This window comes from Quadrisphaera setariae (assembly GCF_008041935.1).
Lineage (GTDB): Bacteria > Actinomycetota > Actinomycetes > Actinomycetales > Quadrisphaeraceae > Quadrisphaera > Quadrisphaera setariae.
The window spans coordinates 114,266-132,575 of record NZ_VKAC01000012.1 but is presented as its reverse complement, the minus strand read 5'-3'; the positions used below and the strand labels follow the sequence as shown (position 1 = coordinate 132,575).

The window sequence follows — 18,310 nt, the reverse complement described above, 5'->3', positions numbered from 1 at the left end:
GAGCGACGACGATGCAGCGCGTGCGCGTCGTCGACCTGAGCCACCCCGTCACCACCGGCATGCCGGTGTACCCGGGGGACCCGGCCGTCTCCCTCGCGCCCGCACTCGACCTCGGCACCCACGGGTGCGCCGTGACGGCTCTGCACCTGGGCTCGCACAGCGGCACCCACGTCGACGCGCCCTCGCACGTCGTGCCCGGCGGGGCCACCCTCGACGAGCTGGACCTCACCCTCTTCACCGGGCCCGCGCTCGTGGTGGACGCCCGTGGCCACGGCCCCGGCGCAGGCGTCGGCTGGGAGCCCTTCGCCCCTCACGCCGAGGCCCTGGCGGTCGGCGTCGTCGTCCTGGTCCGCACCGGCTGGGACGCGCACTGGGGCAGCGCCGCCTACGAGCGGCACCCGCACCTCGCGCCGTCGGTCGCCGAGCGGCTGCTCGCCGCTGGCGTGCGCACCCTCGGGGTGGACACCCTGAGCCCCGACCCGCTCGACGACCTCCCCTTCCACCGGGCCTGGCTCGGTGCCGGCGGGGTCCTCGCGGAGAACCTCACCCGGCTCGGCGACGTCTCCGCCCTGACCGACCCGCGCGTGCACCTGTTCCCACTCGCCCTCGCGGGAGGAGACGGGGCGCCCGTGCGCGCTGTGGCCACCGGAGGCTGATCACCGGCCTCCGAGCAGCGCGGTCTGCGACGCCGCGAGGTGCTCGTGCACCGCGGCCGCGCCGCGCTCGCGGACGTCGCGCAGGTAGGCGCGGTGCTGCTTGGCCAGCCCAGCGGGCGTGCGGTGCAGCTGCAGGTGGGCGGTGAAGAGCCGCACCTCCGCTCCGAGCGCGGCAGCGGCCTCGGTCAACCGCGGCGACCCCGCGGCCGCCACGAGCGCCTCGTGGAGCGCGGCGTGCTCGCGCAGCACCGCCAGCGGCTCACCCCCGGCCCCCGCCACGGCGCGCTCGAGCGCGTCGGCGCGCTCGTCGAGCACCGCGACCACGTCGGCGGGCCACGCGCTGCCGTGCCGGGCGCCCAGCAGCCTGACCGCCTCGCTCTCGACGGCGCGGCGCAGGTCCTGCAGGGAGCGCACGTCGTCGTCGTCGAGCGAGGCCACCCGCACCCCGGCGAACGGCGCGGAGCTGGCCAGCCGCTCGGCCACGAGCTGCGCCAGGGACGTGCGCACCGTGTGGCGGCTGGCCGCGTGCTCGGTGGCCAGCGCCTCCTCGCGCAGCGGAGTGCCGGGGGGCAGCTCCCCGGAGAGCACGCGGTCCCTGAGCAGGGCGTGGAGGTCGTCGGCGCGGCGCGAGCTCACGCGGCGACCCTGCCACGCCCGCGGGCGGGGACGGCGAGCACGGCCAGGCCGACCGCCAGGAGCAGCAGGGCCACCGCCTGGAGGGCGCTGAGGTGCTCGCCGAGGAGGAGCAGCCCCAGCAGGGTCGCGGTGAGCGGCTCCGCCAGCGTGAGCGTGGCGACGGTGGGTGCGGTGAGCTCGCGCAGGCCGGTGGAGAACAGCACGTAGGCCAGTGCCGTGGTGACCAGGCCGAGCCAGAGCACCGCGGCGAGGTCACCGGCGCCAGTGGGCACACCGGTGATCATCAGCAGGACCGCGCTGAGCGCCGCTGCCCCGCCGAAGACGGCGCCGACGGAGCCGGTGGGGGTCCAGCCGGCATCGAGGAGGTGCTTGGTGACCAGGGCGAACACCGAGTAGCTGGCGCCGGCACCCACCGACGCCACCAGGCCGAGCGGCGAGGCGCCCCCCGCCTCGCCGGAGCTGGCCGCCAGCACCACCAGGCCGACGACGGCGACGGCGGTCGCCGCCACCCACCGCCGGCTGGGCCGCACGCCGCCGAGCAGCCAGGCGAGCAGGCCGGTCACCAGCGGCGCGGAGCCCAGCGCCACGACCGCCCCGACCGCGACGCCGTTCGAGGCCGTGCCCGCGAAGAACAGCGGCTGGTAGGCCACGACCCCGAGCGCACCCACCGCCACCACTCCGACGAGCCGGTGCGGGGGAGCGGTGGGGCGGCCCCGGCGCAGGAGGGGCCGCGCCGCCACGGCCGCGAGCAGCGCGCCGCCGAGGGCGATGCGTGCCGCGCCGACGGCCAGGGGCGAGGCGTCGGGGGCGCCGAGCTCCACCGCGGTGCCCGTGGAGCCGAAGCAGACGGCTGAGAGCAGCACGAGCACGACGGAGCGTGCGGACGACGTCACGACAAGATTGTTACACAATCCATCCCGAAGGTGGGGGTGCTGCCCGGCGTCGACGCACGCGCAGCGCCGCCAGGAGGACCACGGCGGCGACGCCCACGAGCGCGACGAGCACGAGGACCGGCGCGAGCAGCGCGGACAGGGACAGCGCGAGGCTGGCGCCGTCCTCCAGCGTCGAGGCGACCGGCGCACCGGTGCCGACGGTGGTCGCGTTGACGGCGGCGCGTCCCGCCGACTTCGCGACGGTGACGACGAGGGCGAGGACGGCGCCGAGGACGACGGTCCACCACTGGCCGTCACCGCTGGTGCTCGCGGTGCCAGCGCCGACGGCGATGCCCCCCGCGGCGGGGCGCACGACGGCGCCGAGCACGTCGTTGAGGTGGTCGACGCCGGGGATCTTGTCCGCCACCACCTCGACCAGCAGGAGCACTGCGAGCACGGCGAGGCAGACCGGGTCGGACAGCCAGGACCACTCCGGCGGCAGCGGGACCAGGTCGGTGAACCGGGCGAGGGCGCCGAGCAGCAGGAGCGGCAGGTAGGCGTTCAGTCCCGCTGCCGAGGCGAGACCCAGGCCGACGAGCACCTCCACCTCTCCATCATCCGCCTCAGAACGGTGGTGTCTCGGCGAAGCGCGAGGCGGCGCTGACTGAGCCGCCGCTCAGCGTCCTCACGCCCGCACGCGCAGGCCTCGCGGGGTGGCGGTGAACCCTGCTGCCTCCAGGGCCGCCGCGAGCGGTGAGGAGCCCGGTGTGAGGACCCCGGCGCCGTCGGCCTTCTCCACGGTGAGCCGCCCCAGGGCGCCGTCGCGGACGGCGAGCGCGAGCGCGTCGGCTCCCGCCTGCAGAGCGTCCACCTCCTCGGTGAAGGACAGCAGCGTGCGACCTCCGCGCTCCACGTAGAGCACCAGCTCGCCGTCGAGGAGCACCACCAGCGCGCCCGCCTTCCGGCCCGGCCGGTGACCAGCGGCCCCGCCCTCGCCGCGCTCACCGCGCTCCGGCCACGGCAGCGCCGCGCCGTACGGGTTGGCGGGGTCGGCCGCCGCCAGGACGACGGTGCGGGGGCGGTCCGCCTCGGAGGCCCCCGGAGCGCCGGGGGCGACCGAACGGCCCTGCCAGTCACCGCGACCGATGGTCGAGAGCGGCCGCGACGCCGCGCGGAGCCTGTCGACGGCGCCCGTGGAGGCGAACTGCGATGCGCCGAGCCCCTCCACGAAGTAGCCGCGGCGCACGCGGCCCGCCTCCTCCATGGCGGCGAGCACCCGGTACACCGCGGCGAACCCGCCGGGCAGCCGCTCGGAGGCGACGGCTCCGCGGGTCAGCACCCCGTGCCGGTCCAGCAGCACCTCCGCGGTCACCGAGGCGCGCACGGTCGGGTCGGGCTCGAGCTCCGGCAGCAGCGACCAGCGGCCGACCGTGCTGGGAGGCCCGGTCCGCGGCGCCCCGCCGAACCCGCCGCCGGCGCTGCCGGGACGCCCCAACCCGCCACCGGCCCGGCCCAGCCCGCCGTACCGCGAGCCCGTCCGCCCGTAGCGCGAGCGCGGTGCCGCCCGCGGGCCCTTGTGGGCTCCTCTGCCGCCGGCCAGCCGGGCGCGCAGCGGCGCGAGGGTGTCGTTGGTGGCGTACCCGCCCCAGGCGAGGTCCCACAGGACCCGCTCCAGGGTGGCGTCGTCGACACCGCCCTCCTCGGTGGCCTCCAGCGCTGAGGCCACCGAGCGGAAGAAGTGCGCACCGCCGTTGCCCAGCACGTCGAGCACGGCGCGGTGCACGTCGGTGAGCTCGAGGGACTCGTCGGGCAGCGCCAGGGTCACGGGCGCCGCGTCGGCGGTGTGCAGCGAGACCCACCCGTCGTCCCCGGGCAGCGACCCGTGGCCCTGCCACACCACCTCGCCGGCGGCGGTGAGCTCGTCGAGCAGGGAGCGCGAGTACCGCTCCACGCGCACCGGCAGCACGAGGGACTCCAGGGCGCTGGCCGGGACCACGGCGCCCGCCAGCTGCTCCACGGCGCGCAGGACGCCGTCGGCGCCCCGCAGCCGCGAGCCGACCTGCTGCCACCCGGGCAGGAACCGCGCCAGGTCGCGCGGGGGCACCGGCTCCACCTCGGAGCGCAGTGCAGCCAGCGAGCGGCGGCGCAGCAGCCGCAGCACCTCCGCGTCGCACCAGTCCGGCGTCCCGCCGGGGTCGGTGGTGAGGGCGCCGTCGAGCGCGAGCCGCACCTCGCCGGGGAGGAGGTCGCCCGAGACCACCCTGCCCGAGGCGGCGAGCCGACGGAGGGCGTCGACGACGACGGCCACGCCCGTCCCCAGACGGGCGGCCACCGTGGCGGCGGTGAAGGGCACGTGCGAGCGCGCCCAGCGCGAGACGAGGTCGGCCACCGGGTCGGGCACCGGCGCGGTGAACGCCTCCGGCACCCCCACGGGCAGGGCCGCGCCGAGCGCGTCGCGCAGGCGCCCGGCGTCCTCCACGGCCGCCCACCGCTCCTCACCGGCGATGCGGACCCGGATGACGCGGCGGGACCCCTCGAGGTCGACCAGCCACGCGCCGGCCTCCTCGGGCGCGGCGGAGCGGGCGGCCACCTCGGCAGCGGTCAGCGGCCCGAGCACCCGCAGCAGGTCGGCGACGTCCTCGGCGTCCCGGCTGCGGCGGTCCTCGGCGAGGCGCTGCAGCTCGGCCTGGGTGCGGGTGAGCTGCTCGGGGTCGAGCAGGTCGGCCAGGGACGCGCCGTCGCCGCGGCCCAGCAGCTCCGCGAGCAGGGTCGGGTCGAGCGAGAGCGCCGCCGCGCGCTTCTCCGCCAGGGGCGTGTCGCCCTCGTAGAGGAACTGCGCGACGTACCCGAACAGCAGCGACCGCGCGAACGGCGACGGCTGCTCCGTGGTCACCTGCACCACGCGCACCGCCCCGGAGCGCAGGTCGCGCAGGAGCGCCTCCAGGCCCGGCACGTCGAAGACGTCGGAGAGCACCTCGCGCGCGGTCTCCAGCACCACCGGGAACGACGGGTACCGGCTCGCGACCTCCAGCAGCTGCGCGGCCCGCTGCCGCTGCTGCCACAGCGGCGTGCGCCGGTCAGGACGACGACGGGGCAGCAGCAGCGAGCGCGCCGCGCACTCGCGGAACCGGCTCGCGAACAGCGCGGAGCCGCCCAGCTCGGCGGTCACCAGCGCCTCGACGTCCTCCGGTTCGACGAGGACGGCCTCCAGCACGTCCGGCGGCTCGCTGCGCGCGGGCAAGGGGTCGTCCCAGGCTCCGTCAGGGCTGGAGAGGAGGTCGAGGTCGGGCAGGCGCAGCACGATGCCGTCGTCGGACGACATGGCCTGCGCGTCGAGCCCGAAGCGCTCCCGCAGCCGGGCCGCCAGGGCCAGCGCCCACGGCGCGTGCAGCTGGGCGCCGAAGGGGGAGTGGAGCACCACCCGCCAGTCGCCCAGCTCGTCGCGGAAGCGCTCGACGACGACCGTGCGGTCGTCGGGGAGGTGACCCGTGGTCTCGCGCTGCTCGGTCAGGTAGGCGTGGAGGTTGTCGGCGGCCCACTCGTCCAGGCCCGCGGCCAGCGCCCGCTGGCGGCCGGCGTCGTCGTCGCCCCCGTCACCCAGCAGGGAGCCCATCTCGCGGGTGAAGGCGCCGATGGCGCGCCCCAGCTCGTAGGGGCGGCCCACGGCCTCGCCGTGCCAGAACGGCAGCTTGCCGGGCACGCCGGGGGCGGGGGTGACCAGCACGCGGTCGTGGGTGATGTCCTCGATGCGCCACGTGGAGGTGCCGAGCGTGAAGACGTCGCCCACGCGCGACTCGTAGACCATCTCCTCGTCGAGCTCGCCGACGCGCCGGCCGGGGCCCTCGCCGGAGGCGAGGAAGACGCCGTACAGGCCGCGGTCGGGGATGGTGCCGCCGCTGGTGACCGCCAGGCGCTGGGCGCCGGGGCGGCCGGTCAGGACGCCGGTGGTGCGGTCCCACACGATGCGCGGTCGCAGCTCGGCGAACTCCTCGCTGGGGTAGCGACCAGCGAGCATGTCGAGCACGGCCTCCAGCACCCCCCGGGTCAGCCCCGAGAAGGGAGCGGCGCGGCGGACGAGGCGCTCGAGGTCGTCGATGGTGACCTCGTCGAGGGCGGTGATCGCCACCACCTGCTGGGCGAGGACGTCGAGCGGGCTCGCCGGGACCTTGAGCGCCTCGATGCCGCCGGTGCGCATGCGCTCGGTGACGACGGCGGTCTGGACGAGGTCGCTGCGGTGCTGGGGGAACAGGACCCCGCGGCTCGTGGCGCCCACCTGGTGGCCGGCGCGGCCCACGCGCTGCAGCCCGGAGGCCACCGACGGCGGGGAGCCGACCTGGACGACGAGGTCGACCGCGCCCATGTCGATGCCCAGCTCGAGGCTCGAGGTGGCGACGACGGCGGGCAGGCGGCCTGCCTTGAGGTCCTCCTCGATGAGGGTCCGCTGCTCGCGGCTGACCGACCCGTGGTGCGCCCGGGCGAGCACGGGCGCGTCGACAGGCAGCCCCTTGGACTGACCGGCCTGGGCCATCACCTCGGCGGGCGTCCTTCGACCGGCGAGCCGGTGACCAGCGTCGTCGTCCGGAGTCTCACCCTCACCCTCTGCTTCAGGGTCAGGGGCGTTCCGCTCCGCCCACACCTCGTTGAGGCGGGTGGTGAGGCGCTCCGCCACCCGACGGGAGTTGGCGAAGACGATGGTGGAGCGGTGGGCCGAGACGAGGTCGACGACGCGCTCCTCGACCGCCGGCCAGATGGACCGGCGCTGCGGCTCGCCGGCGGCCAGGCCCGTGAGGTCCTCCTCCGACCTCTGGCCCAGCTCGCCCATGTCCGGGACGGCGACCACCACCGACAGGTCCCAGGACTTGGTCGAGGCCGGCTGGACGATCGTGACCGGGCGGCCCCCCTCCGACGGCCCGGCCCCGATCGCCCGTGCGCCCGACAGGAAGCGCGCCACCTCCTCCACCGGTCGGACGGTGGCCGACAGGCCGATCCGCTGGGCGGGCTGGCCGCCGCCGGCCTCGAGGAGGGCGTCGAGCCGTTCGAGCGTGAGGGCGAGGTGCGCGCCGCGCTTGGTGCCGGCCACCGCGTGCACCTCGTCGAGGATCACCGTCTCGACACCGCCCAGCACCTCGCGGGCCTTGGACGTCAGCAGGAGGAAGAGGGACTCGGGGGTGGTGATGAGCACGTCCGGGGGCCGGCGCGTGAAGGCGCGGCGCTCGTCGGCGGGGGTGTCACCGGAGCGGATGGCGACGCTCACCTCGGGCACGGGGGCGCCCAGGCGCTGCGCGGCGTAGCCGATGCCCAGCAGGGGCGAGCGCAGGTTCCGCTCGACGTCCGTGGCGAGCGCCTTCAGCGGCGAGACGTAGATGACCCTGGTGCGCCGCAGCGGGTCCTCCGGGGGGCCCTGCACCGCCAGCCGGTCGAGCGCCCACAGGAACGCCGACAGCGTCTTGCCCGAGCCGGTCGGGGCGACGACGAGCGCGTGGTCACCGCTGGAGACCGCGCGCCAGGCACCCTCCTGCGCGGTGGTCGGGCGCTCGAACGCACCGCGGAACCAGTCCCGGGTGGGCGCGGAGAAGCGCTCCAGCACGTCGTCCACCGGCTCCTGACCCATGTCCGGGATCGTCGCACCGACCACCGACAACGGCGCCTCAGGCGAGCAGCGGCTCCAGGGCGGCCGCGCACCCCCGGGCGGCGTCGAGGTGGTCGACCGGCGGCCGCGGCCGCGGCGCGCTGAGCACGACCGCCGCCACGAGGGCGCCGTCGGCGCCGCGCACGGGCGCGGCGAGGCAGGAGACGTCGTCGTGGACCTCACCCGTCTGCGCGGCCCAGCCGCGCTCGGCGGTCTCGTCCAGCCGCGCCTGAAGCTGGTGCGGACGCACCGCGGTGGACGCCGTGAGGCGGACCAGCCGCGACGGCGGGTGCACCTCCCGCCAGTCGGGCTGGTCGGCCAGCAGCAGCCGGCCCGCCGCCCCCGCGTGCAGGTGCCGCTCCAGCAGGGCGGGGTCGCGCAGGGGCAGCTCGGGGTCGACGTCGGCGCAGCGCAGCGCCGTCGGGCCGAACACCACGAGGTGGACGCCCACGCGCAGCGAGCCCCGCAGCCGCCGCAGCTCGTCGCGGGCGGCCCGCGACAGGCGCGGCTCGGGCGCGGCCCCGGTCAGGGCGGCTGCCCTGCGGCCCAGCGCGAACCCCCGCAGGTCCGGCATGCGGATGAGGTACTCCTCGCCCACCAGCAGGTTCAGCAGGCGGTAGGTGGTGGCCGGGGGGAGGTGCGCGAGCTCGCCCACCTCCTTCGCCGTGACACCGGCGCCGGCGTGGGCCACCACCTCCAGCACCGCCAGCGCGTTCTGGACCGCGCCCGGCTGGCGGCCCGTCAGACCCCTGTCGCTCACGTGCCGCTCACAGCACGCTGCGCCGGGTCGGCTCGTCGTAGACGCCGGCCCGCGCCAGCCGCTCGGGGTGGCGCCGGCGCAGCCAGACCACGCGGGCCACCCCCGGCACCACGAGCGCGGCGAAGACCAGCGCCAGGGACTGGCCGCCCGTCCAGGGACCGGCGACGGCGGCCACCAGCAGCAGGGCCGCGCACGAGGTGGACGCGAGCACCCCGACCACGAGCGGCGCCGGAGTCAGCTCGCCGATGCGCCGCAGCAGGGCCGGCGCAGCGGCGCTGACCAGGGCGTACGCCAGGAGCGAGCCGAAGGCGGCCACGGTCACCGCACCGCTGAGCACCGCGCGCGGAGCGGCGCCGGCGAGCAGCGCCACCACGGGCACGAGGGCCACGAGCGGCAGCGCCGTCAGCAGCGCTCGCACCGGTGTCCCGGTGACGGGGTGCACGTCGCCCAGCGCGGCGGGCAGCACCCCCTCGCGACCCATCGAGAACAGCACTCGCACCAGCGCGGTCACGGCACCGCTCGTGCAGGCCACGAAGGCGGCAGCGGCCGCGGCGTCGAGCAGGGACGGCAGCGGGCCGCCCGCCTCCGCCCGCACCAGCCCGTCCAGCGGAGCCCCCGAGAGCAGGACGGCGACCGGTGCCTCGCGCAGCAGCGCCATCTGCGCGGCCGCGCCCACCAGCAGGACGACGCCGCCCACCGCGGGCGTCCACAGCACGGCCCGCGGGACGAACAGCAGCGGACGGCGCGACTCGACGCCCAGCACCGAGGAGCTCTCGAAGCCCATGAACGCCGTCACCGCCAGCACGAGCGCCAGGGCGGCGCCCCCGGGCGTCGGGAGGGCGTCGACGACGACGGCGCCCGCCGGCTCGGTGGCGCCCGCCTGCGGCCCGCCGCGGACCACGAGCACGCCGAGCAGCACCAGCACGAGCGTCAGGGACACCGCCTCCAGCGCCAGGACCAGCCGCGCCGACAGCTGGACCCCCCGCGCGGCGACCAGGCCCACGCCGCAGGCCACGACGACGACGCCGACCGCCACGACACAGGGGTGCTGCGCCCACCCGACCAGCGCGGACGCGTAGAGGGCAGCGCCCACGCAGGAGGACACCGCGAGCGCGGCGTAGGCGACGACGAGCGACCACCCGCACACGACGCCCGCCACCGGGCCGAGGCCCCGCGCGCAGTAGCTGTAGACGCCGCCGACGGCGGCCATCCGGCGCGCCGCGTGCCGCACGCTCCACGCCACCAGCACCATGAGCGACCCCGCCGCCGCGAAGGCGGGCACCGTGAGGGAGCCGCCGGCGGTGGCGACGAGCGCCGGCACCGTGACCAGCGCGGCGGTCGGGGCGAGCACCGCCACGGACTGCGCCAGCACCTCGAGGAACCCGAGCCGCCGTCGTCGCAGTCCCTCCACGGGGGAGGTCGTCGCGAGAGCGGGCGCTGGCACCGGGTGAGGGTGGCCCAGGTGTGTTGCGCCGGTGTTTCCTCAGACGAGAAGACCTCGCGGGCCTTCTCGATCACGGTCTCGGCCTGGACCCGTGCGCGGAACAGCCGCGCAACGCCGGCGTCGCAGGGTTGGCGCCCATGGCCACCACGTCAGCTCCCTCCGGAGCCCCCGCGCTCGTGCCGGACGGCCGAGCCGAGCGCCTCACCGGGCGCCTCGGCGTCGGCTCGATCGTCTTCATGGTCGTCGCGGCCGCGGCGCCCCTCACCGTCGTCGCCGGGTCCGTGCCGATCGGCATCGCCAACGGCAACGGCGCCGCCTACCCGGCGATGTACGCCGTCGCCGCCGTGGTGCTGGCGCTGTTCGCGGTCGGCTTCACCGCGATGACCCGCCACGTCCCCAACGCCGGCGCGTTCTACTCCTACGTCGGCGTCGGCCTCGGCCGCAGCGCCGGTCTCGGCAGCGCGTTCGTGGCGCTCACCAGCTACGTCACCGTGCAGGGCGCCGTGTACGCCTACCTCGGCTACGCCACGGGCGAGCTGGTCTCGTCGTGGGTGGGTCTCGCGCTGCCCTGGTGGGCGTGGGCGCTCGCGGGTGTCGCGGTCTGCGGCTGGCTCGGCTACCGCCACATCGAGCTGTCCGGACGGGTGCTGGGTGTGCTGCTGCTCGCCGAGATCGCCATCGTCCTCGTGCTCGACGCCGCCGTCGTGCTGCGCGGCGGGGCGGACGGGGCCGGCCTGTCCACGGCGCTCGTGGAGCCGTCGCAGCTGCTCTCGGGTGCTCCCGCGTTCGGCCTCATGTTCGCCGTGGCCGGGTTCATCGGGTTCGAGGCCACCGCGGTGTTCCGCGACGAGGCCCGCACCCCGGAGCGGACCATCCCCCTGGCCACGTACGTGGCGCTCGCCGCGATCGGCGTCTTCTACACGCTGTCGGCGTGGGCCGTGGTCTCGGCCTACGGGGACGAGGAGGCCGTCGCCGTGGCGGCCTCCGACCCCGGCGCCATGGTGGCGAACGCCGCGCAGCGCTACCTGGGCACCGCCGCTTCCGACGTCCTCCAGGTGCTGCTCCTCACCAGCCTCCTGGCCGCGGTGCTGTCCTTCCACAACGTGCTCGCCCGGTACGTCTTCTCCCTGGCGAGGGCTCAGGTCCTGCCCGCCGTCGCCGGTGCCAGCCACGCCCACCACGGCTCCCCGCACGTGGCCTCGCTGGCGACGTCGCTCGTCGGCGCCGCCCTGCTCGTGATCTGCGCGGCCGCCGGGCTCGACCCCGTGGTGCAGGTGTTCACCTGGCTGTCGGGCCTCGCGACCGTCGGGATCATCGCGCTGATGCTCCTGACCTGCATCGCCGTCATCGTCTTCTTCCGCCGCACCCGCGCCGACCGCCGCGCCTGGCACACCCTCGTGGCCCCGGCGCTCGGGCTGGTGGGCCTCGGTGGGGCGCTGGCCCTCGTCGTCGTCAACCTGCCCCTGCTCATGGGCGGCTCGGTGGTGCTGGGCGTCGGCGCCGGCGTGCTCCTGCTCGCCGCGCTGGCAGCGGGCTGGGTGCTCGCCGCGGCCCGGCCGGCGGCCGCCGCCGAGCTGCTCCTCACCCCGCGCGCCGAGGGCGCGCCCCAGATCTGACCCGCCGACCTGAGCCTCGACAGAGAAGGACCCCATGACCCTCATCGACGAGCCCACCACGACCTCCACCGCATCCACGGCGACCCACCCGCTCTCCCGGTTGTCCCCGGCCGAGATCACCGCCGCGGCCGACGCCGTGCGCGCCGCCGGGCTGGCGGGCGAGAGCACCGCCTTCGTCTTCATCGGCCCCGACGAGCCCCACAAGGACGTCGTCCGGAGCTGGCGGGAGGGCGATCCCGTGCCCCGGTCGGTGCGGGTCATGCTGCTCGACAGGGCCACCGGCACCGGCACCGACGCCCACGTCGACCTCGCGGCCGCCGGCGGACCGGCCGTGACGGCCAGCACCGTCGTGGACGGCCTCGATGGCCACATGCCCATCCTCGACGGCGAGTTCGAGGTCATCGAGGGCCTGCTCGCCGGCGACGAGCGCTGGGCCGCGGCGTTGGCGAAGCGCGGCGTGGCGGTGGCCGACGTGCGGGCCGTGCCGCTCTCGGCCGGCTCGTACTTCCCCGAGGAGCACGGCCACCGCATCGTGCGCGTGCTCGGGTTCCACCAGGCCGACCCCGACGACCTGCCCTGGGCGCACCCGGTGGACGGCGTGGTCGCCTACGTCGACATCACCACCGGCGCGGTGAACGCCGTCCACGACCTCCTGGACCTGCCGGTGCCCACCGAGCGCGGCGACCTGCTCTCCGGCGTCCACACCGCTCCCGCCCGGGAGCTGCGACCCTTGGAGATCACCCAGCCGCAGGGACCGTCGTTCACGGTGGAGGACGACGTCGTCCGGTGGGCCGGGTGGGAGGCCCGCATCGGCTTCGACGCCCGCGAGGGGCTCGTGCTGCACCAGGTGGGGCTCGACGGGCGCTCGATCCTGCACCGCGCGTCGATCTCGGAGATGGTCGTGCCCTACGCCGACCCCTCACCGGTGAGGTTCTGGCAGAACTACTTCGACACCGGCGAGTACCTGTTCGCCCGGTACTCCAACAGCCTCGAGCTGGGCTGCGACTGCCTGGGCGACATCACCTACCTCGACGCCGTCATCGCCGCCGAGGACGGCACCCCGCGCACCATCCGCAACGCGATCTGCCTCCACGAGGAGGACTACGGCGTCGGGTGGAAGCACTCCGACATGTTCACCGGCGCCTCCGACACCCGCCGCGCCCGCCGGATGGTCATCAGCTTCTTCACCACCATCGGCAACTACGACTACGGCTTCTACTGGTACCTCTACACCGACGGCCGCATCGAGCTGGAGGCCAAGGCCACCGGCATCGTCTTCACCTCCGCCTACCGCGGCGAGGAGCACCCCTACGCCACGCAGATGGCCCCCGGCCTGGGCGCGCCCTTCCACCAGCACCTGTTCTCCGCGAGGCTCGACATGGCGGTGGACCAGCGGCCCGACGACGACGGCGGGTGGACCGGCAACACCGTGGTCGAGGTCGACGCGGCACGCGTGCCGGTGGGGCCGGGCAACCCCTACGGCAACGCCTTCACCCGCGTGATGACCCCGCTGACCTCCGAGGGGGAGGCGCAGCGGATGTCGGACGCCACCGTCGGGCGGACCTGGGTGGTGACCAACCCGTCGGTGCCCAACCGGCTCGGCGAGCCCGTCGGCTACGCCCTGTGCCCGCAGCCCAGCCCCGCGCTGCTGGCCGACCCGAGCTCGGTGGTCGCCTCGCGCGCGGCGTTCTCCACGAAGCACCTGTGGGTGACCCCCCACGACCCGGCGCAGCGGTACGCCGCCGGTGACCTCGTCAACCAGCACCCCGGTGGCGCGGGCCTGCCCGCGTACACGGCGTCGGACCGGTCCGTGGAGGACACCGACGTCGTGCTCTGGCACACCTTCGGCCTCACGCACTTCCCGCGCCCGGAGGACTGGCCCGTCATGCCCACCGACTACACCGGGTTCCAGCTCAAGCCCCACGGGTTCTTCGACAGGAACCCCGCCCTCGGCGTTCCCGCCGTGCTGACCAGCAGCAACGGGCACTGCTCCTCCGGGCGCTGAGCCAGGTGAGCGTGCGCGCCGTGGGCCAGGTCCTCGCGGTGACCGCCGCGCTGGTCCACGGCGCGCTCGCGGTGGCGGGACCGAGCGCGGTGGCGCTGGCGATGCTGCCGCTGGCGCTCGGGTGCGTGCTCTGCGCACGCCACCTCGAGCGAGCCCGCGCGTGGGTGGGCTGCGCCGTGCTCGACGCGGCGATGCTCGCGCTCATGGTGCTCGACCACGCCGCGGCGGCCGCCGGGCCCGTGGCTGCCGCGGCGGTCGTGGGCCACCACGGCGAGCACGCCGCGTCGCTGCTGCCCGGCGCCGCGCGGTCGGACGGCGCGGCGCACGGGCTGATGGCCGTGGCCGAAGGGCTGGTGGGCGCCCAGCTGGCCCTCGCCGTCGTCGTCCTCGTCCTCCTTGCGGTGAGGCACCGCGGCGGAGCACAGTGGAGGCACGGCCCGGCGCGGCCGGCCGCCCGCACCCCGGTGGACGCGCCAGCCCTCGAGCGACCGACCGTCGTCCGCTGAGCTCAGCGCCACCTGCGGCAGTGCGGGCACCCGGAGCACGGCGCGGAGCGAGGGATGACTGTGATCGTCGACGTCGAGACCGCCAAGGCCGCAGCCCGGGCCCTGCGGAAGGACCTGTCCGCCCGCGGGGTGGACCTGACGCACTCCGCTGCGCTGGAGCTGGTGGCGCACCAGCTGGGCCACCGCGACTGGAACACCGCCTCCGCGCTCCTGGCTCCCGGGGAGGAGCCGCCGCAGCTGAGAGCACCGGTGCCCGTGCTGCGGGTGCTCGACGGGGAGGTCGGGCGCGAGTTCTACTCCCAGCTCGGTTTCGAGCTGCTGTGGGAGCACCGCTTCGAGCCCGACCTCCCCCTCTACCAGCGCCTGCGCCGCGACGAGGTGGTCCTGGACCTGTCGGAGCACTACGGGGACGGCGTCCCCGGCACCGTGGTCTGGGTCCCCGTGCGCGACGTCCGCGCCCTCCACGCCGAGCTGCGCCCGAGGCTGTGGGCGCACCAGCGGCCCGGCCTGGACCAGGACGCGCCGGGTGGTCCGACCTTCACGGTGGGCGACCCGTACGGCAACCACCTGCGCTTCTGCCAGCCGGCGGGCTAGCGGGGCGGCGGCAGCAGGCCGCGCGACATCGCCACCGTCACCGCGGCCGTCCGGTCGTCCACGCCGAGCTTGGCGAAGACGCGCAGGAGGTGGCTCTTGACCGTCGCCTCGCCGATGAAGAGCTCGTTCGCGATGGCCGGGTTGCTCAAGCCCCGCCCCACGCACGCCAGCACCTCGGTCTCGCGGGCGGTGAGGCGCTCGGCGGCGGGCTCGCGCATCCGCGTGAGCAGCTTCGCCGCCACGGGCGGCGCCAGCACCGTCTCACCGCGGGCCGCGCGGCGGACGGCGTCGGTGAGGGCCGCGCGGGGTGCGTCCTTGAGGAGGTAGCCGGTGGCGCCGGCCTCGACGGCGCGCAGGACGTCGGCGTCGGTGTCGTAGGTGGTGAGCACGAGGACGTGGGCACCGGGGTGGGCGGCCTTCAGCCGGCTGGTCGCGGTGACGCCGTCCACCCCGGGCATCCTCAGGTCCATGAGCACCACGTCGGGGCGGTGCTGCTCGTAGGCGGCGAGCACGCCGTCGCCGTCGTCGACCTCCGCCACCACGGCGAGGTCGGCCTCCGCGGAGAGCAGCGCCACGATGCCCGCGCGGACCACCGGGTGGTCGTCGACGACGACGAGGCGCAGCGGGGTCGACCCAGCGGCAGAGGTCATGCCGGCACCCTGACGCGCAGGACGCACCCGGCGCCACCTCCGCCCGCCTCGAGCACGGCGGAGCCGCCCACCTGGGTGGCGCGGGCCGCCATCGCGGCCAGCCCGTAGCCGGTGCCGGTGGGGGCCGCCGCGAGCCCGGTCCCGTCGTCGGTGACGGTGAGCTCGACGCCCTCGGCGTCCACGGCCAGCGCCAGGGCGACCCGGGTGGCGGCGCCGTGCCGGCGGGCGTTGCCCAGGCCCTCCTGGGCGGCCCGCAGCAGCACCACCTCCACCTCGGGGGGCAGCGGCGGCAGCGCGGTCGGCAGGTCGAGGTCGACGGTGGTCCCGTCGGTGGCGGTCGTGCGCGCGGCGAGGCGCTCCAGCGCGCTGAGCAGCCGCGCTCCCGGCTGGGAGGCGGCGAGGTCCGGCGGGGAGTGCGCGGCGACGATGGCCCGCGCCTCGGCGAGGTTGGCGCGGGCCGTGGCCTCGATGAGGCCGAGGCGCTCGTGGGTCTGACCGTCTCGGGCGGCCTGGGACAGGGCCACGATGCTGAGGAAGCCCTGCGCGAGGGTGTCGTGGATCTCCGCTGCGAGGCGCTCCCGCTCGGCGAGCACGCCGCGGGCGTGCTCAGCGGTGGCCAGCTCCGCCCGGGTGGCGGTGAGCTCGGCGAGCAGGTCGGCGCGCTGCTCGCTCTCACGCACCAGCCCGGTGATCCACAGCCCCAGGACGATCGCCGCCGCCGACTGCAGGAACGCCGTCACGACCGCGTCGGTGAGCGCCCCGGGCCGCCAGCTGCCCTGCGCGGCCTGCACCACGGCGAGGGCGGCGGGGGTGAGGACGACGACGGCCACCGCCGGCCCGCGGCGCTCGACCATGGCCCAGGCCTGCGGGAAGAGCACGAACAGCGGAGCCAGCGCCACTCCCGGGCTGAGCGCCAGGGAGAGGACGACCAGGCAGGCGCCGACGCCGCCGGTGTAGACGGCGTACGTCGCCACCGCCCTCGGCCCCGTCACGGACTGCGCCAGCAGCCGGGTGCCGACGGCCGCGTACAGCCCCGCGGCACCGGCGAGCGCCGCGACCCCGGTGAGCCGGTCGGCGAGCGGCGCGCCGGACAGCGTCAGCACCGCCACGGCCGTGACGGCCAGCACGCCGTACCAGGCGGCGTGCCAGCCGACCCGGCTGCGCTCCCAGAAGTCCACTCAGCCGTCCCCGCGGCGGCGCCAGCGGAACGTCGTCCGGCACAGCACCAGCCCCAGCGCCGTCCAGCCGAGCAGCACCAGCGCGACGACGCCCAGCTGCCAGGAGCCCGACGGCTCGGCCGCCGCCATCGAGTCCGGGAGCAGCGCGGCGCGGAACCCCTCCGCCATCCACTTCAGCGGGAACACCGCCGCGACGTCCTGCATCCACCCCGGCAGCTGGCTGTAGACGAAGAACACCCCCGAGATGAACTGGAGGACCAGGACGACGGGCGCGGTGACGGCGCTCGCGGAGCGCCCGGTGCGGGGGACGCTGGAGTAGGCGATGCCCAGCAGCGTGCCCGCCGCCGCGCCCAGCACCGTCACCCACGCCAGGGTCCACCACTGCTGCGGCCCGGCCGGCAGGTCGACGTCGAAGAGCAGGTGCGCGGCGGTCAGCAGCACCGCCATCTGCACGGCACCGGTGACGACGACGAGCCCCACCTTGCCGAGGAAGTACGCCGCCGGCGGCATGGGCGTGCCCTCCAGGCGCTTGAGCAGGCCGTCGTCCCGCTCCACCGCGATGGAGATGGCGAGGGACTGGAAGCTCACGAGCAGCACGCCGGAGGCGGCCATCCCGGCGGTGAAGTACTGCGTGAAGCTCACGCCGGGCGCCACGTCCCCGGAGAAGACCGACCCGAAGATGAACAGGAAGATGATCGGGAAGAACACGTTGAAGACCAGCGCGTCCCAGGACCGGGTGAGCTCCTTGAGCTCCACCACCGTCCGCGCCAGCGAGGTGCGCAGCAGGAACGCGGGGGAGCGGAAGGCCGAGGCGTCGGCGGCGGCGCGGGTGCGCGGGCCGGCCGGCGTGGTCGGGGTCGTCGTCACCGGGACACCTCGGCGGGGGTGAGCAGGGACAGGTAGGCGTCCTCGAGGGTGGGCCTGTGGACGCTGAGACCGTCGGGCTCGCCGCCCGCGGCGTGCAGGCGCGCGACCAGCGCCGCCGGCTCGCCCGTCAGCTCGGTGCGCCAGGTGCCCCCGGCGTCGCGCCAGCGGACGGTGGCCGCGGCCCGGTCGCGCCCGCCGAGCGTGGCGGGGGTGCCGGTGGCCACGATCCGCCCGCCGTCGATGACGGCCAGGGCGTCGGCGAGCACCTCCACCTCGTCGAGGTAGTGGGTGGTGAGCAGGATCGTCGTGCCGTCGGCCGCGAGCAGCTGCACGAGCGCCCAGAACTCCCGGCGCGCCTCGGGGTCGAACCCGGTGGTCGGCTCGTCGAGGAACAGCAGCTCCGGGTCTCCGACGATCCCCAGCGCGACGTCGAGGCGCCGGCGACGGCCGCCGGACAGCGCGCTGGCGCGGGTGCGGGCGTCGTCGGCGAGCCCGACCTGCTCGATGACGGCCTCGGGGCGGCGCGGGCGGGGGTAGAAGGTGGCGAACTGCCTGACGACCTCGGTGACGGTGAGGTCTGACAGGTCCCTCGTCGACTGCGCGACGATCCCGATCCGGCTGCGCCAGGCGGGCGTCGGGCGGCCCGGGTCGGCGCCCAGCACGCGGACCTCGCCGGACGTGCGGGCGCGGTAGCCCTCGAGCACCTCCACCGTGGTCGACTTGCCCGCCCCGTTGGGGCCGAGCAGCGCGAACACCTGACCGGCGGGCACCTCGAAGGAGACGCCGTCGACGGCGCGCTTGGTCCCGTAGTGCTTGTGCAGGTCAGCCACGCTGACCGCCGGCTCGCCCTCTGGCTCTCGGCTCATGGCACGAGCCTGCCGCTGCGGGGCCGCGCGC

General features: G+C 76.1%; 15 protein-coding genes. 5 read left to right on the top strand and 10 right to left on the bottom strand.

The window, feature by feature from the left end:
• Positions 1–20 precede the first annotated feature (20 nt).
• On the top strand, positions 21–656 hold the full coding sequence (locus FMM08_RS18545) for a cyclase family protein (protein WP_222710938.1): 636 nt from the start codon (positions 21–23) through the stop codon (positions 654–656).
• On the opposite strand, the gene FMM08_RS18540 is transcribed toward FMM08_RS18545, so the two are convergent.
• The 6 genes from FMM08_RS18540 to FMM08_RS18515 all read right to left on the bottom strand — a co-directional run bounded on the left by FMM08_RS18540 (position 657) and on the right by FMM08_RS18515 (position 9,997).
• Positions 657–1,292, bottom strand: coding sequence for a GntR family transcriptional regulator (locus FMM08_RS18540; RefSeq protein WP_147927867.1), 636 nt, complete (start codon positions 1,290–1,292; stop codon positions 657–659).
• Positions 1,289–2,185, bottom strand: coding sequence for a DMT family transporter (locus tag FMM08_RS18535; RefSeq protein WP_187279855.1), 897 nt, complete (start codon positions 2,183–2,185; stop codon positions 1,289–1,291). Before FMM08_RS18535 ends, FMM08_RS18540 begins: the two co-directional genes overlap by 4 nt.
• Before the next feature lie 10 nt (positions 2,186–2,195).
• On the bottom strand, positions 2,196–2,771 hold the full coding sequence (locus FMM08_RS18530; protein ID WP_147927866.1) for a DUF4126 domain-containing protein: 576 nt from the start codon (positions 2,769–2,771) through the stop codon (positions 2,196–2,198).
• A 78-nt stretch (positions 2,772–2,849) separates the two neighbouring features.
• Positions 2,850–7,775, bottom strand: a complete 4,926-nt coding sequence (locus FMM08_RS18525; RefSeq protein ID WP_147927865.1) for an ATP-dependent helicase — start codon at positions 7,773–7,775, stop codon at positions 2,850–2,852.
• Between the two features lie 37 nt (positions 7,776–7,812).
• Positions 7,813–8,553 (bottom strand): IclR family transcriptional regulator, encoded by a 741-nt coding sequence (locus FMM08_RS18520; RefSeq protein ID WP_147927864.1) that lies wholly within the window; start codon positions 8,551–8,553, stop codon positions 7,813–7,815.
• Between the two features lie 7 nt (positions 8,554–8,560).
• Complete coding sequence (locus FMM08_RS18515) at positions 8,561–9,997, bottom strand: APC family permease (protein WP_187279854.1); 1,437 nt, start codon at positions 9,995–9,997, stop codon at positions 8,561–8,563.
• Positions 9,998–10,134: 137 nt separating this feature from the next.
• Here FMM08_RS18515 and FMM08_RS18510 point away from each other — a divergent pair, with 137 nt between their 5' ends.
• Genes FMM08_RS18510 through FMM08_RS18495 form a run of 4 tightly spaced genes read left to right on the top strand, consistent with a single transcriptional unit; the run spans position 10,135 to position 14,718 of the window.
• Positions 10,135–11,613, top strand: coding sequence for an APC family permease (locus tag FMM08_RS18510; protein WP_147927862.1), 1,479 nt, complete (start codon positions 10,135–10,137; stop codon positions 11,611–11,613).
• Positions 11,614–11,647: 34 nt separating this feature from the next.
• Complete coding sequence (locus FMM08_RS18505; protein ID WP_147927861.1) at positions 11,648–13,618, top strand: primary-amine oxidase; 1,971 nt, start codon at positions 11,648–11,650, stop codon at positions 13,616–13,618.
• Between the two features lie 5 nt (positions 13,619–13,623).
• Positions 13,624–14,124 carry a hypothetical protein gene (locus tag FMM08_RS18500; protein WP_147927860.1) on the top strand — a complete coding sequence of 167 codons (501 nt, stop codon included), beginning with the start codon at positions 13,624–13,626 and terminating at the stop codon, positions 14,122–14,124.
• Positions 14,125–14,178: 54 nt separating this feature from the next.
• A complete protein-coding gene (locus FMM08_RS18495; protein ID WP_147927859.1) occupies positions 14,179–14,718 on the top strand; it encodes a glyoxalase superfamily protein in 540 nt (179 codons plus the stop codon).
• Here the strand turns inward: FMM08_RS18495 and FMM08_RS18490 are convergent.
• The 4 genes from FMM08_RS18490 to FMM08_RS18475 are packed head-to-tail and all read right to left on the bottom strand — an operon-like array spanning position 14,715 to position 18,279.
• The gene (locus FMM08_RS18490) at positions 14,715–15,368 is read right to left on the bottom strand and encodes a response regulator transcription factor (RefSeq protein ID WP_147927858.1); all 654 of its coding nucleotides are present in this window, start codon (positions 15,366–15,368) and stop codon (positions 14,715–14,717) included. The two genes, FMM08_RS18495 and FMM08_RS18490, sit on opposite strands and share 4 nt — an antisense overlap.
• Positions 15,365–16,546: a sensor histidine kinase gene (locus FMM08_RS18485; RefSeq protein ID WP_147927857.1), complete on the bottom strand. Its 1,182-nt coding sequence runs from the start codon at positions 16,544–16,546 to the stop codon at positions 15,365–15,367. The genes FMM08_RS18490 and FMM08_RS18485 overlap by 4 nt, the downstream gene beginning before the upstream one ends.
• Positions 16,547–17,413, bottom strand: coding sequence for an ABC transporter permease (locus FMM08_RS18480; RefSeq protein WP_147927856.1), 867 nt, complete (start codon positions 17,411–17,413; stop codon positions 16,547–16,549).
• Complete coding sequence (locus FMM08_RS18475; protein WP_147927855.1) at positions 17,410–18,279, bottom strand: ABC transporter ATP-binding protein; 870 nt, start codon at positions 18,277–18,279, stop codon at positions 17,410–17,412. Before FMM08_RS18475 ends, FMM08_RS18480 begins: the two co-directional genes overlap by 4 nt.
• Positions 18,280–18,310: the final 31 nt, after the last annotated feature.